This is a genomic window from Streptomyces violens (assembly GCF_000717745.1).
In the GTDB taxonomy this organism is placed as follows: domain Bacteria; phylum Actinomycetota; class Actinomycetes; order Streptomycetales; family Streptomycetaceae; genus Streptomyces; species Streptomyces violens.
In genome coordinates this window covers 100,442-114,997 of the sequence record NZ_JOBH01000001.1, presented here as the reverse complement: position 1 = coordinate 114,997, position 14,556 = coordinate 100,442, and the positions used below count along the sequence as shown (strand labels likewise).

The following is a 14,556-nucleotide window of genomic DNA, read 5'->3' as shown; positions in this document are numbered from 1 at the left end:
CAGGCCGCCGTACGGAGCCTCATCACATCACCGTACGAAGCCCTACAGCTCCGCCAGTAGCTCGGCCTTCTTCGCGCTGAATTCGGCGTCCGTCAGCAGCCCCGCGTCGTGCAGCTCGCCGAGCTGGCGTATGCGGTCGGCGATGTCGGCGGGGCCGCGGTGCGGCTCCAGGGGACGGCACTGCGGCGCGGGCGCGGGAGCCGGGCCCGCGGACCGTACGGCCTGCAGGACGGCCGCGGCGAACGGCAGCGACTCGTGGACCGGGCCGTAGCCGAGGCCGAAGATCACTGAGGCCGGGTCCTGTTCGGCGCCGTCCCGGCTCTCCTCTTCGGCCCCGTGCGCCAGCAGGCGCAGATAGCCGTTGTGCCACGCGCCGGGCGGCGTGGGCGCCGAGCTGCCGTTCTCCGGGGAGCGCCACACCACGCCGGACAGCCCGTCGACCGGAAAGCTCTGGTCACCGGACTTCCACTTCGCGGACGAGGCGCCGGTCCAGAACCAGCGGAACGCCACCGAGCTGCCGTCGAAGGACGCCTTGCCGTCGTACGCCTTGAAGGTCAGCGGCGGCTCCGGGGCCGCCACGAGGTGCTGCTCGGCGGCCGCGTCCGGGCCGAGGAGGCCGGTGAGCCGGTCGCGGTAGTACTCCGCCCGGTCGGCGCGGTCGGCGGGGAGCACCAGGCGGTACGGGTCGGCGTCGTCCTTGAGCTGGCCGTCGGCGGCATCCATCAGCGGGTCGGCGCCCGGCCGGGGCCGGGCATGCAGGACCACCGTCCCGCGCCTGCCCCGCGAGAGCCGCACCGAGCTCAGCGCTTCGTAGGGGATGCGGCGCTCGCCGAGCGCCTGGAACAGCTTGGGCTTGCGGATCCCCCGTTCGAAGCGGATGAGCACGGAGTCCGTGTCGAACTCCCAGACGGCATGAAAACCGGCCAGCACATCACCCATGCGGTTCATCGTAAGCGGCGGGCGGCCCGCCCGTCCCCCTTCCGTACAGCACCGTGCTACGCGCGTCACGCCGTTCCCCGGCCTCGTTGTCCGGCCCGTTTGCGCGGCGCCGGCCGTTCGCCGGTCCCGTACAGTGCCGGGCCGGCCCTCACGCCAGGTCGGCCGCGCAGTCCCCGTCGTCGGTCGCGCAGCTCACGCCCGCGACCGCGCCGACCCCGACGAGAGCGAAGTTGGTCAGACTCTGCGTCCCGCGGGCGAAGTACCCCGCGTGCCCGTCCGCGCCCGCCGCGGACAGCACCCGGGAGCCGAACGCCGGGTCCACCGGGTCGGCGCCGTGCCCCAGCCCGCCCAGCTCCAGGTTCGGCACGTCCTGGATCCAGTCCTCGGAGTCCCGCATCGCCCAGACCCGGGCGGTGGTGTGCAGCGCGGCGGTGTTCCGGGCGCGCATGCCGGGGCTGCCCGCCACCACGATGTCGCCGACCCGGGAGGGCAGCTCGCGGGCCGCCACCCCGCACACCACAGAGCCGTAGCTGTGGCAGAACAGTGAGACGTCGGCGCCCGTCGGCAGCGCGCCGATCATCGACTCCAGGCGCTGTGCGCCCGCCTGTGCCATCTGGCCGGCCGCCGCGTCCACGCCGACACCGGCGGGCGCGGTGTAGTCGGCCCAGGCGATCACGGCGGTGCGGGCGTCGGGACGCACCGCGCGCTCCGCGTCGTACAGCGAGGACGCCATGCCCACCGGGGCCCGGACGGCCTGCTGGGTCCGCTCGAAGTTCACCAGATTGGTGTCCACGCCGGGCACCACGACCGACACCCGGCGGGCGTGCGTGAGATCGCCGAAGACCTCGGCGGCGCGGCCGCCGGCGGCCGGATCGAAGGAGAGGATCTGCCGCCCGGGCCGCATCATCGAGTCGAGGCGGTGCATCAGCCGGCCGGCGTCCTGGCGCCCCTCCGGTGTCAGCCGCGCGTCGTGCGAGCGCCGCGCGGCCTCGTCGCGCGCCTGGTCCATGGCCTTGCGGTTGGCCTGGTAGCGCAGCGTGGCGGGGGCGCCGGCCATGTTGCCGACGGCGAGCGGATAGCGGTCGGCCAGCCGCAGCCGGTCGGCCTTGCGCAGCCCGGCGAAGAACTTGGCGATGCGGTGCGGTCCCGCGGCCGGGTCGGGCAGCCGGTGGCCGTGGAAGGTGGCCCCCGCCCAGGCGGCCCGCGAGCTGGCCAGCGGATTGGTGTCTCCCTTGGTGCCTCTGATGCCCGTCCAGCCGGTCACCGCGAGCATCACGAACACCACCACCAGGGCGAGTGCCGCACGCCAGGCGGAGGACTGCAGAAAACCGGGGGGAGCGCCGAGCTCGGAGAAGGAAGTCACCGCGGGACAGCCTAGGAGACGGCGTGCGGCGGCCGTGGATTGGGTGAGGCAACTCACGTTTCAGTGTGGGTCATTAGGGTCACAACGGACACTTGGCGCCCATTTGTCCTGCTCACGCGTGCGGTGACATGCTCAGCTGGTCGTGCTAAGGGGCGGTTTTCCGCCACTCGCCCGCGATCGCCGGAACGATGCCGTCCAGATGCTGCTCGGTGGTCGCGCGGATGGACTCCACGCTGCACTCCCCGGCCTCGCCCCACAGCCGCCCGGCCAGCCGCATCACGCCGCTGAACGCCGCCACCACGATGCGCGGCCGCGGGTCGGTCTCCACGTCCAGGCCCTCGCGCCGGGCGATGACCGTGGCGATCAGCTCCTCCAGGTCGGAGCTGCGCCGCAGATGCGCGGCGACCAGCGCGGGTGTCGACTCGATCATCTGGTACGTCCGCATGTGCAGCTCGACCGGGATGATCGACTCGATCACCTGACCGAGGTCGTCCCAGGCCAGCAGGACGGCGTTGCGGAGTGCCTCCAGCGGGGCCTCGGCGGCCGGGCGGGCCCGCAGGGCCTCCAGGAAGCGCGCCTCCACTATCTCCTGGACGGCGAAGACCACGTCTTCCTTGGTGGTGAAGTACCGGAAGAACGTCCGCTGGGAGACGTCGACCGCCTCGGCGATCTCGTCGATCGTCGTGCGGTCGTACCCCTGCTGCGTGCACAGCTCCAGCGCCGCGCGGATCAGCGCGTCGTGCGTACGCCGCTTCTTCCGCTCGCGCAGCCCGCACCGCAGCCCCTCACGCGGCGTCATCTCGGCCCTCATGCGCCGCCCTCCTTGGTGGATCACTGCTGCTCACGATACCTGTGAGCTAACTGACAGTTACTGACGAACGAAACGCTTTGTCAACTGTCAGTGGCTGACATTATTGTCGGGGCATGAGCTCACAGACCCCGGTAGTCGAGGCGATACCGGACATACCGACCCCGGAACCGCGCAGGGGCCTGCGTGGCCATCCCTGGCTGACCCTCTTCTCCGTCGCGATCGGCGTGATGATGGTGGCGCTCGACGGCACCATCGTCGCCATCGCCAACCCCGCCATCCAGCAGGACCTCGGCGCCTCGCTCGCCGACGTCCAATGGATCACCAACGGGTACCTCCTCGCGCTCGCCGTCGCGCTGATCACGGCCGGCAAGCTCGGTGACCGCTTCGGCCACCGGCAGACCTTCCTCATCGGCGTGGTCGGCTTCGCGCTCGCCTCCGGAGCCATCGGCCTGTCCAGCGAGGTGTCGCTGGTCATCGTCTTCCGCGTACTGCAGGGCCTCTTCGGCGCGCTGCTGATGCCGGCCGCGCTCGGCCTGCTGCGCGCGACCTTCCCGGCCGAGAAGCTCAACATGGCCATCGGCATCTGGGGCATGGTCATCGGCGCGTCCACCGCCGGCGGCCCGATCGTCGGCGGCCTGCTCGTCGAGCACGTCAACTGGCAGTCCGTCTTCTTCATCAACGTGCCCGTCGGCGTCGTGGCCCTCCTCCTCGGCCTGGTGATTCTCAAGGACCACCGCGCGAAGAACGCCCCGCGCTCGTTCGACATCCCCGGCATCGTGCTGCTGTCCGGCGCGATGTTCTGCCTGATCTGGGCGCTCATCAAGGCGGGCGAGTGGGGCTGGGGAGACACCAGGACCTGGGGCTTCCTGATCGGCTCGATCGTGCTCTTCGCGCTCTTCGCCGTGCTGGAGTCCAAGGTCCGCGAGCCGCTCATCCCGCTGCGGATGTTCCGCTCCGTACCGCTCACCGCCGGCACGGTCCTGATGGTGCTGATGGCCTTCGCCTTCATGGGCGGCCTGTTCTTCGTCACCTTCTACCTGCAGAACGTCCACGGGATGAGCCCGGTGGACAGCGGTCTGCACCTGCTCCCGCTCACCGGCATGATGATCGTCGGCTCCCCGCTCGCCGGCGCCATGATCACCAAGTTCGGGCCGCGGGTGCCGCTGGTCGGCGGCATGGTCCTCACCGCCGTCGCGATGTACGGCATGTCCACGCTGGACACCGGCACCGGTACCGGCGCGATGTCGCTCTGGTTCGCCCTGCTGGGCCTCGGCCTCGCGCCCGTCATGGTCGGTGCCACCGAGGTCATCGTCGGCAACGCGCCCATGGAGCTCTCCGGCGTCGCGGGCGGCCTCCAGCAGGCCGCTATGCAGGTCGGCGGCAGCCTCGGTACGGCCGTACTGGGCGCGGTGATGTCCTCCCGGGTGACCGGCGAACTGCCGGACAACTGGAACGCCGCGCACCTGCCGCCCATCCCGGCGACCCAGCTGGACAAGGCCGCCGACGCGGTCGCCGTCGGCATGGCGCCGGTCCCCAAGGGCACCCCGGCACCCTTCGCCGAGAAGATCACCGCGGTCGCGCACGACACGTTCATCTCCGGCATGGGGCTCGCGTTCACGGTCGCCTGTGGTGTCGCGATTGTCGCGGCGGCGGTGGCGGTCCTGACCAAGCGCGGTGCGAATGCGCCTGAGGGCGCGGGGGTCGGACACATCTAGGCCGGTGCCCCGTGTGCGGCGCCGTTGTGGTTGCTCGCGCAGTTCCCCGCGCCCCTGAAGGGGCGGCAATCTCCGGGTCTCGTCTTCCCTCATCCGGGTGGGCGGGGCCCGGATGCGTTCGCCACGTACTGGTGGGACCGACAGCTTGGCCCCGGAACGATCGTCACACGATCACGATTCGGGGGGACCCTCATGCGTACGACACTTCTCGTGGCCGCGCTCGGTACGGCCGCACTGTTCAGCACGCCCTTCGCCGCGGACGCGGCCTCAGGGGGCTGTGCCGCCGGGCAGCTCTGTCTCTGGCCGAAGACGGGGTACGAAGGGCCGCGCGAGACCCATGAGCTCTCGGACACCGACATCGAGAGCTGTGTGCCGCTGCCGGACGGCCGCCCCGCGCGCTCCTTCGTGAACCGCACGGGACGGCCCGTGACCGCCTTCCAGAGCGCCGAGTGCGCCGAGACCGGTGAGTTCGACACGTATCCGGGCGGCGGGACGTATGTACCGGACTCGCCGTACGCGGTACGGGCGTTCAAGATCGCGGAGCGCTGAGTCCGGCCCGCCGGAACGGTGAAGGGCCCGGGCAGCCATGCTGCCCGGGCCCTTTACACCGGAAAAACCACCGCGGAGCGGTTACGCGTCGCCGCCCGCCTCGCCGGCCTCCGCCGCCGAGACGTCCAGCAGCTGGTACCGGTCCACGGCCTTCTTCAGGTCCGAGCGGTCGATCTTGCCTTCCTTGGCGAGCTCGGTGAGCACGCCCAGCACGATCGACTGCGCGTCGATGTGGAAGAAGCGGCGCGCCGCGCCACGGGTGTCGGCGAAGCCGAAGCCGTCCGCACCCAGCGACTGGTACGTACCGGGCACCCAGCGCGCGATCTGGTCCGGAACCGCACGCATCCAGTCGGACACGGCCACGAACGGACCCTCGGAGCCGGAGAGCTTCCGCGTCACGTACGGGACGCGCTGCTCCTCCTCCGGGTGCAGGAGGTTGTGCTCCTCCACCTCGACGGCCTCGCGGCGCAGCTCGTTCCAGGAGGTCGCCGACCAGACGTCCGCCTTGACGTTCCACTCCTCGGCGAGGATCTTCTGGGCCTCGATCGCCCACGGCACGGCCACGCCGGACGCCATGATCTGCGCCGGGATGGAGCCCTCGGAGCCGGTCGCGACCTTGTGGATACCGGCGAGGATGCCCTCGACGTCCACGTCCTCCGGCTCGGCCGGGTGGACGATCGGCTCGTTGTAGACCGTGAGGTAGTAGAAGATGTCCTCGCTGTTCTCGCCGTACATGCGGCGCAGACCGTCCCGGACGATGTGCGCGATCTCGAACCCGTAGGCCGGGTCGTAGGCGACGCACGCCGGGTTGGTCGAGGCGAGCAGCTGGGAGTGGCCGTCGGCGTGCTGCAGACCCTCACCGGTCAGGGTCGTACGGCCGGCGGTCGCACCCAGGACGAAACCGCGCGCCAGCTGGTCGGCCATCTGCCAGAACTGGTCGCCGGTCCGCTGGAAACCGAACATCGAGTAGAAGACGTACACCGGGATCAGCGGCTCGCCGTGCGTGGCGTAGGCCGAGCCCGCCGCGATCAGCGACGCCGTGCAGCCGGCCTCGGTGATGCCGTCGTGCAGCATCTGGCCGGTCGGTGACTCCTTGTACGCCAGCAGCAGCTCGCGGTCGACCGACTCGTAGATCTGGCCCAGCGGGTTGTAGATCTTCGAGGTCGGGAAGAACGCGTCCATGCCGAAGGTGCGGTACTCGTCCGGCGCGATCGGCACGAAGCGCTTGCCGATCTCCTTGTCCCGCATCAGGTCCTTCAGGACGCGGACGAACGCCATGGTCGTGGCGATCTTCTGCTGGCCCGAGCCCTTCTTGGCGGTCGCGTAGGCCTTGTCGCCCGGGAGCTGCAGCGGCTTCGCGCGCACGACACGGGTCGGGACGTACCCGCCGTTCGCCTTGCGGCGGTCGTGCATGTACTGGATCTCTTCGGAGTCCCGGCCCGGGTGGTAGTACGGCGGGTTGCCGTCCTCCAGGTCCTTGTCCGGGATCGGCAGGTGCAGCCGGTCGCGGAACATCTTCAGGTCGTCGACCGTCAGCTTCTTCATCTGGTGGGTCGCGTTGCGGCCCTCGAAGTTCGGGCCGAGCGTCCAGCCCTTGACGGTCTGCGCGAGGATCACGGTCGGCTGGCCCTTGTGCGCCTTGGCCGCCGCGTACGCCGCGTAGATCTTCTTGTGGTCGTGACCGCCGCGGCCCAGGTGCAGGATCTGGTCGTCGGTCATGTTCTCGACCATCTTGCGCAGCCGGTGGTCGTCACCGAAGAAGTGCTCGCGGATGTACGCACCGGTCTCGGTGGCGTACGTCTGGAACTGGCCGTCCGGCGTGGTGTTCAGCTTGTTGACCAGCACGCCGTCGCGGTCCTGGGCGAGCAGCGGGTCCCAGGAGCGGTCCCAGACCAGCTTGATCACGTTCCAGCCGGCGCCGCGGAACTGCGACTCCAGCTCCTGCATGATCTTGCCGTTGCCGCGGACCGGACCGTCCAGGCGCTGCAGGTTGCAGTTGACGACGAAGGTGAGGTTGTCCAGGCCCTCACGCGCGGCGATGGACAGCTGGCCGAGCGACTCCGGCTCGTCCATCTCGCCGTCGCCGAGGAACGCCCACACATGGCTGTCGGAGGTGTCGGCGATGCCGCGCGCCTCCATGTAGCGGTTCATCCGGGCCTGGTAGATCGCGCCGAGCGGGCCGAGGCCCATCGAGACGGTCGGGAACTCCCAGAAGTCCGGCATCAGCCGCGGGTGCGGGTAGCTGGACAGGCCGTTGGGGGCCTTGGACTTCTCCTGGCGGAAGGCGTCGAGCTGGTCGGAGCTGAGCCGGTCCAGGAGGTACGCGCGGGCGTACACGCCGGGGGAGGCGTGGCCCTGGAAGAAGATCTGGTCGCCGCCCTTGCCGTCGTCCTTGCCCCGGAAGAAGTGGTTGAAGCCCACGTCGTACAGGGAGGCGGAGGAGGCGAAGGTGGCGATGTGGCCGCCGACACCGATACCGGGACGCTGGGCCCGGGAGACCATGACGGCCGCGTTCCAGCGGGTCGCGTTCAGGACCTTGCGCTCGATCTCCTCGTTGCCGGGGAAGAACGGCTCGTCCTTGGTCGCGATGGTGTTGACGTAGTCCGTGCTGCGCATCTCCGGCACGGCCACGCGCTTCTCGCGGGCCCGCTCGATGAGGCGGAGCATGAGGTAGCGGGCACGTTCCCGGCCTCGCTCATCGACGGCTGCGTCGAGCGAGTCGAGCCATTCCTGGGTCTCTTCAGGATCGAAGTCCGGGACCTGGCTGGGAAGGCCGCCAATGATGATCGGGTTGCGATCGGATCCGGAAGCCACGCTGTTCCTTCACTGTTCTGGTCGTGTCGTACTTTGCGCGCATGTGAGGTCCATGCAGTGCCGAGTACGAGGTCAGATTTCTGTCTCTGCTGGTGTCGCGCCGTCTTCCATCGTGTACCGAGGCACGCGGATACGTCATCTCTACCTGCTGGTAACCGCCCCTGGTGGACGGCCGCCCGCGGGCGCGCCCCCGGGGAGACCAAATCGCAACCATACGCCCATGTCGCGCGCCCCCGGCGTCCGGCCGTACGGTTATCGAACACCCGCATGCGGGCTGTCCGTGCCCCTCGCCGGGCCCGGTCGCGCGCGTGTACCCCACAAGGCAGGCACGACGCTGTGGCGTGAATCACCGCAGCACGGGGTAGAAGAGGTCGCAGTTGCGGCGAGACGGCCGTATCCGTCACCGTTTTGGCGGTCCGGAGGGCCGGGTACTTGCGCGATTCGCCCCGCCCGTGTGGACTACGCCCAATGCCCCGCGCACGCGCGAGGGGTATGGCATATCCACAAGACATGACAGGAGGCAATCCGTGAGCGCGACCGCGGACCACGCGGAGGAGCGGACCAACCCGGCCGTCAGGCTGGGGTTCGAGCCCGGACAGGTGGTCCAGGAGATCGGCTACGACGATGACGTCGAGCAGGAGCTCCGTGAAGCCATTGAGGCCGTGATCGGCCAGGAGATCGTTGACGAGGACTACGACGACGTCGCCGACGTCGTCGTGCTGTGGTTCCGCGATGACGACGGCGACCTCACGGACGCGCTGGTGGATGCCATCGGTCTGATCGATGAGGGCGGCGAGATCTGGTTGATGACGCCCAAGACCGGCCGTGACGGCTACATCGAGCCGAGCGACATCAACGAGGCCGCGCAAACAGCGGGTCTGTCTCAGACCAGGAGCATCAACGCGGGCAAGGACTGGAGCGGCAGCCGGCTGGTCACGCCGAAGACCGCCAAGTCCGGCAAGCGCTGAGCCGTCCGCCGGCACGTCCCGAGCCCCCTTCCGCAGCTTTCCCCCGGCCCCCGTGCCCCGGGAAGGCCGTCCGGAAGGGGGCTCGACGCGTCTCCGGACGAGGGTCGCCACGTAGGGTTGGCGGGTATCTGTCCAGCACCTGCGAAGGGAAACAGAACCCATGGCGATCGAGGTCGGCGCGAAGGCTCCGGAGTTCGAGCTGAAGAACCAGCACGGGGAGACCGTCAAGCTCTCCGACTTCCGCGGCGAGAAGAACGTCGTGCTGCTCTTCTACCCCTTCGCCTTCACCGGCGTGTGCACCGGCGAGCTGTGCGCCCTGCGCGACGAGCTGCCCACGTTCGTCAACGACGACGTGCAGCTGCTCGCCGTTTCGAATGACTCCCCGTTCTCGCTGCGCGTCTTCGCCGAGCAGGAGGGCCTGGAGTACCCGCTGCTGTCGGACTTCTGGCCGCACGGCGAGGTTTCCCGCGCGTACGGCGTCTTCGACGAGGAGAAGGGCTGCGCGGTGCGCGGCACCTTCATCATCGACAAGGAGGGCGTGGTCCGCTGGACGGTCGTCAACGGCCTGCCCGACGCGCGTGACCTGAACGAGTACGCCAAGGCACTCGGCGCCCTCTGAATCGGCACCTGCGAGCCGGCATCTGCTGATTCGACACCCCTCCGGGCCGACAACGCGTCATCGGCGGGAACCGGTCACTAGGATCAATTCGTTGTTCTGATGCCATGCACGACGGGGGCGAATGCGTACCCCTCGAACTATGGGAGGACTCGTGGGAGTCAGCCTCAGCAAGGGCGGCAACGTCTCGCTGACGAAGGAAGCCCCCAATCTGACCGCGGTCATCGTCGGTCTGGGCTGGGACGCGCGTACCACCACCGGTACCGACTTCGACCTCGACGCCAGCGCGCTGCTGGCCAACGACCAGGGCAAGGTCGGCAACGACCAGAACTTCGTGTTCTTCAACAACCTGAAGAGCCCGGACGGGTCGGTCGAGCACACCGGGGACAACATCACCGGTGAGGGCGAGGGTGACGACGAGCAGATCAAGGTGAATCTGGCCGGTGTGCCGGCCGATGTCGCCAAGATCGTGTTCCCGGTGTCGATCTACGACGCCGAGACCCGGCAGCAGAGCTTCGGCCAGGTGCGCAACGCCTTCATCCGCGTGGTGAACCAGGCCGACGGCACCGAGCTTGCGCGCTACGACCTGAGCGAGGACGCCTCGACCGAGACCGCCATGGTCTTCGGCGAGCTGTACCGCAACGGCGCGGAGTGGAAGTTCCGGGCCATCGGCCAGGGTTACGCCTCCGGCCTGCGCGGCATCGCGCAGGACTTCGGCGTGAACGTCTGACCGAGGACGCACATTTGCCCGGCGCCGTACGCCCCCTGGGGAGTGCGGCGCCGGGCGCGCTTGAGAGCAGAGCACCGACACCGGGGAGGAAGCGAAGAACATGAGCGTCACACTCGCCAAGGGGGGAAACGTCTCCCTCTCGAAGGCCGCTCCCAATCTCACGCAGGTCATGGTCGGCCTCGGCTGGGACGCGCGTTCCACGACCGGCGCGCCGTTCGACCTGGACGCCAGCGCCCTGCTGTGCACCAGCGGCCGGGTGCTCGGGGACGAGTACTTCGTCTTCTACAACAACCTCAAGAGCCCGGACGGCTCCGTCGAGCACACTGGCGACAACCTCACCGGCGAGGGTGAGGGCGACGACGAGTCGCTGCTCGTGGACCTCTCCAAGGTCCCGGACCGGGTGGAAAAGATCGTCTTCCCGGTCTCGATCCATGACGCCGATGCGCGCGGCCAGAGCTTCGGGCAGGTCAGCAACGCTTTCATCCGGGTGGTGAACCAGGCCGACGGCACCGAGCTGGCGCGCTACGACCTCAGCGAGGACGCCTCCACGGAGACCGCGATGATCTTCGGTGAGGTTTACCGGTACGGCGGGGAGTGGAAGTTCAGGGCAGTCGGGCAGGGGTACGCGTCGGGCTTGCGAGGCATCGCTCTAGACTTCGGGGTCAACGTTTCGTAAAGCGCCGTCCGCCCGTGCGCGGGGGACCCCATACAACAAGGGATTGGGTAGGAAGTGCTCCTGAAAACCTTTGGCTGGTCATTCGCCGTCACGGTGGCGGGCTTGGCCTTGGCCGGCGTCCTCTGGGGGTGGCGGGGGCTCGCGATCGTCGGGATCCTCTCGATCCTGGAGATCTCGCTCTCGTTCGACAACGCCGTCATCAATGCGGGCATCCTGCGGAAGATGAATGCCTTCTGGCAGAAGATCTTCCTGACCATCGGCATCCTGATCGCCGTGTTCGGCATGCGGCTGGTCTTCCCGGTCGTCATCGTGGCCGTCACGGCCAAGCTGGGCCCGATCGAGGCCGTCAACCTCGCCATCAACGACAAGGCGCAGTACGAGCATCTCGTCACCGCCGCCCACCCGGCCATCGCGTCCTTCGGCGGCATGTTCCTGCTCATGATCTTCCTCGACTTCATCTTCGAGGAGCGGGAGCACAAGTGGCTGACCTGGCTGGAGAAGCCGCTGGCCAAGCTCGGCAGGCTCGAGACCCTCTCGATCATCGTCGCGCTGGTCGTGCTGCTGGTCACGGCCATGACCGTGGCCACCAACGCGGCGCACGGTGCCGGTGACAAGAGCGCCACGGTGCTGCTCTCCGGCGTCGCAGGCCTGCTCACGTACCTCCTCGTCGGCGGCATCTCCGGCTACTTCGAGAACAAGCTGGAGGACGCCGAGGAAGACGCGGACGAGGGCGCGGAGACCGCGCCCGCCAAGAAGAGCGGCAACGGCGCGGTCGTCGGCCTGGCCGGCAAGGCTGCGTTCTTCATGTTCCTCTACCTCGAGGTCATCGACGCGTCCTTCTCCTTCGACGGCGTCATCGGCGCCTTCGCCATCACCAACGACATCTTCGAGATGGCGCTGGGTCTGGGCATCGGCGCGATGTACATCCGGTCGCTGACCGTCTTCCTCGTCAACAGGGGCACCCTGGACGAGTACGTCTACCTGGAGCACGGCGCGCACTACGCCATCGGCGCGCTGGCGGTGCTCCTCCTCGTCACCATCAAGTACGAGATCAACGAGGTCATCACGGGCGGGATCGGCGTCCTCCTGATCGCGCTGTCCTTCTTCTCCTCGGTACGCAAGAATCGGACCGAAGGGCCGCCGAGTGCGGGATCTTCTTCGAAACCCGAGGTCAGCTCGGGGGTGTGACCCCGGTCTGATTGAGGAACGCTTCTCTGCGGGGCGGCCACGAGGCACGATGCCTCCGGCCGCCCCGCGGCTGTATCCGGTGTGATCTATGGGGTGGGGCGAAGTGTCGTTCTTGGGGAACTGGCGACGCGGCGGAGCGCCGCAGTTCGACAACGGCGGGGCGTCGTACGTCGTCAAACTGACCAAACGCGATCCCGTGGTCTCGCTGACCAAACAGGGCGCCGCCAGCGGTAACCTCCGGGTCAACCTCTCCTGGCAGATGCGCACCACGGACTTCGCGGAGTACGCCAACAAGCGGCAGAGCCTGTGGCGGCATCCGGGCCGGATCTTCAAGCCCGAAGTGGTGCAGGCGCAGGGGCCGGCGGTCGTGAAGATCGACCTCGACCTGGCGTGCATGTACGAGCTCAAGGACGGCACGAAGGGTGTCGTACAGCCGCTGGGCAACTTCCTCGGCGAGCTCAACAGCCCGCCGTACGTCCAGCTCAGCGGCGACGACCGGTTCGGCTCGGGGTCGGGCGAGACGCTCTACATCAACCTCGACCACCAGGACGAGTTCAAGCGCCTGCTGATCTTCGTCTACATCTACGACGGCACTCCCGCCTTCGACCGCACGCACGCCATCATCACGCTCTACCCGAGCAGCGGGCCGCGGGTGGAGATCGGCCTGGACGAGCGGGCGCCGCAGGCCCGTTCGTGCGCGGTCTTCATGCTGGAGAACGTCAAGGGCGAGCTGACCGTGCGCCGCGAGGTGAAGTACGTCTACGGCTTCCAGGCCGAGCTGGACCGGCTGTACGGCTGGGGCCTGCAGTGGGGGCGCGGCTACAAGAGCCAGGTGTGAACGCCGGGCGCGCCCGCCCGCACGTGAAGCGGGCGGGCGGCGCGCGCCGTGCCGCGTCCGCCCTGCCTCAGCGGCGCTGGAACTGGGGTCCCTGCGGCGGCAGTACCAGCGGCCCGTGCTCCGGCACCGGACCGGTGGGCTGTCCACCGGGTGCGGGCGCGGGCGGCGGGTAGCCGTAGCCGGTGGCCGCGGTCTGCTGCTGCGGGTAGCCGTAGCCGGGCTGTGCCTGGCCGGGGCCCGGCTGCGGGCCCGGATAGCCGTACGCGGGCGGGCCGGGCGGCATGGGCGGCGGCGGGGGCACGTTCTCCGGGTAGCCGTAGCCGCCCGGGCCGGGCGCCGGAGCGCCGGTGGGCTGCGTCGGCGGCGCGAACGCCGCGGCGACGGGCTCCGTGACCCCGGCGGCCGGTTCGGGGAACGGCACCGGCTCCGGCACGGCACGCGTGACGTCCTCGGAGCCGGCCGACGGCGGCCCGGGCACCGCCTGCGTCGCGTCGTCGGCGCCCGGCACGGCTCCCCGCGCCACCGTCGCCCCGTCGGTCCCCTGTGCGGCGCCGAGGGGCTCAGCGGCGTCGTCCGCCGCGTCCTCGCCGTCGTCCACCGAGATCCCGAACTCGGTCGCCAGCCCCACCAGGCCGCTGTCGTACCCCTGGCCCAGCGCGCGGAACTTCCAGGCGTCCGCCCGCCGGTACAGCTCGCCGCAGATCAGCGCGGTCTCGTCGCCGGTCTCCGGCTCCACCTCGAACACTGCCAGTGGTTCCCCGTCGCTCCCGGTCGCGTCGTACAGCACCACTCGTAGATCCGGTACCTGCCCGAACGGGTCGCCGTCCGAGGACGCGGCCACCACCACCCGGTCCACCGACGGGTCCAGCGCCGCGAGATCCGCCTCGACGGTGTCGGTCAGCGCGTCGGGCAGCCGCTTCTTGGGGAGATGACGCACCGCCCCGCTGGGGTGCCGCGGCTGGTTGTAGAACACGAAGTCCGCGTCCGAGCGCACCCGTCCGTCGGCGCCCAGCAGCAGTGCGGAGGCGTCCACGTCGGGCACTCCCGTGCCCGGCGTCCAGCGCAGGACGGCGCGTACGGCAGTGGCGTCCAGGGGTACGTTCGACCCCTTCTGCATGGCGTGCGTCATGACGTCATCCTGCCTGCTGAGCGGGGCGACGGACAACGCGGGGGCGCGCCTGCGCGGCGAAACGGCGGCTCCGGCCCGGCGCGCGGCCCCCTCCCGCCGGGCGCGTGACACGTGAATTTCACCTGCGTGGGAACTTTCCATAGGGGTCCACACGTACGATTACCGACCGGATCCAGACACCGGAAGCCGGGGAAAGCACCGCAGGGGTGGCCGAATCCCG

At 69.4% G+C, this 14,556-nt stretch carries 13 protein-coding genes; 8 read left to right on the top strand and 5 right to left on the bottom strand.

Annotated features, from left to right (window positions below; all coding sequences use genetic code 11):
* Positions 1-42: 42 nt before the first annotated feature.
* The 3 genes from IF04_RS0100520 to IF04_RS0100510 form a co-directional block, all read right to left on the bottom strand.
* Positions 43-939: a DUF4429 domain-containing protein gene (locus IF04_RS0100520; protein ID WP_030249128.1), complete on the bottom strand. Its 897-nt coding sequence runs from the start codon at positions 937-939 to the stop codon at positions 43-45.
* 148 nt (positions 940-1,087) lie between these two features.
* A complete protein-coding gene (locus IF04_RS0100515; protein ID WP_030249125.1) occupies positions 1,088-2,302 on the bottom strand; it encodes an alpha/beta hydrolase in 1,215 nt (404 codons plus the stop codon).
* Positions 2,303-2,447: 145 nt separating this feature from the next.
* Complete coding sequence (locus IF04_RS0100510; RefSeq protein WP_245654227.1) at positions 2,448-3,113, bottom strand: TetR family transcriptional regulator; 666 nt, start codon at positions 3,111-3,113, stop codon at positions 2,448-2,450.
* Between the two features lie 113 nt (positions 3,114-3,226).
* On the opposite strand from IF04_RS0100510, the gene IF04_RS0100505 reads away from it, so the two are divergent.
* Together IF04_RS0100505 and IF04_RS0100500 are read left to right on the top strand one after the other, a co-directional pair.
* On the top strand, positions 3,227-4,828 hold the full coding sequence (locus IF04_RS0100505) for an MFS transporter (protein ID WP_030249119.1): 1,602 nt from the start codon (positions 3,227-3,229) through the stop codon (positions 4,826-4,828).
* A 192-nt stretch (positions 4,829-5,020) separates the two neighbouring features.
* Positions 5,021-5,377 carry a peptidase inhibitor family I36 protein gene (locus tag IF04_RS0100500; protein WP_030249117.1) on the top strand — a complete coding sequence of 119 codons (357 nt, stop codon included), beginning with the start codon at positions 5,021-5,023 and terminating at the stop codon, positions 5,375-5,377.
* 81 nt (positions 5,378-5,458) lie between these two features.
* Here the strand turns inward: IF04_RS0100500 and aceE are convergent, their stop codons facing one another.
* Positions 5,459-8,191, bottom strand: coding sequence for a pyruvate dehydrogenase (acetyl-transferring), homodimeric type (gene aceE, locus IF04_RS0100495; protein ID WP_030249113.1), 2,733 nt, complete (start codon positions 8,189-8,191; stop codon positions 5,459-5,461).
* Positions 8,192-8,718: 527 nt separating this feature from the next.
* Between aceE and IF04_RS0100490 the strand changes: the two genes are divergently transcribed.
* From IF04_RS0100490 to IF04_RS0100465, 6 genes are all read left to right on the top strand, one after another.
* On the top strand, positions 8,719-9,159 hold the full coding sequence (locus IF04_RS0100490) for a DUF3052 domain-containing protein (RefSeq protein WP_030249110.1): 441 nt from the start codon (positions 8,719-8,721) through the stop codon (positions 9,157-9,159).
* 160 nt (positions 9,160-9,319) lie between these two features.
* Positions 9,320-9,778 carry a peroxiredoxin gene (locus IF04_RS0100485; protein WP_030249107.1) on the top strand — a complete coding sequence of 153 codons (459 nt, stop codon included), beginning with the start codon at positions 9,320-9,322 and terminating at the stop codon, positions 9,776-9,778.
* Between the two features lie 151 nt (positions 9,779-9,929).
* Positions 9,930-10,505 carry a TerD family protein gene (locus IF04_RS0100480; RefSeq protein WP_030249103.1) on the top strand — a complete coding sequence of 192 codons (576 nt, stop codon included), beginning with the start codon at positions 9,930-9,932 and terminating at the stop codon, positions 10,503-10,505.
* Between the two features lie 100 nt (positions 10,506-10,605).
* Entirely contained in the window at positions 10,606-11,181 is a 576-nt protein-coding gene (locus IF04_RS0100475) for a TerD family protein (RefSeq protein WP_030249100.1), read from the top strand.
* A 54-nt stretch (positions 11,182-11,235) separates the two neighbouring features.
* Positions 11,236-12,369 carry a DUF475 domain-containing protein gene (locus IF04_RS0100470; protein ID WP_030249097.1) on the top strand — a complete coding sequence of 378 codons (1,134 nt, stop codon included), beginning with the start codon at positions 11,236-11,238 and terminating at the stop codon, positions 12,367-12,369.
* 103 nt (positions 12,370-12,472) lie between these two features.
* The gene (locus tag IF04_RS0100465; RefSeq protein WP_030249093.1) at positions 12,473-13,207 is read left to right on the top strand and encodes a TerD family protein; all 735 of its coding nucleotides are present in this window, start codon (positions 12,473-12,475) and stop codon (positions 13,205-13,207) included.
* A 67-nt stretch (positions 13,208-13,274) separates the two neighbouring features.
* Here the strand turns inward: IF04_RS0100465 and IF04_RS0100460 are convergent, their stop codons facing one another.
* On the bottom strand, positions 13,275-14,336 hold the full coding sequence (locus IF04_RS0100460; protein ID WP_030249090.1) for a TerD family protein: 1,062 nt from the start codon (positions 14,334-14,336) through the stop codon (positions 13,275-13,277).
* Positions 14,337-14,556 lie beyond the last annotated feature (220 nt).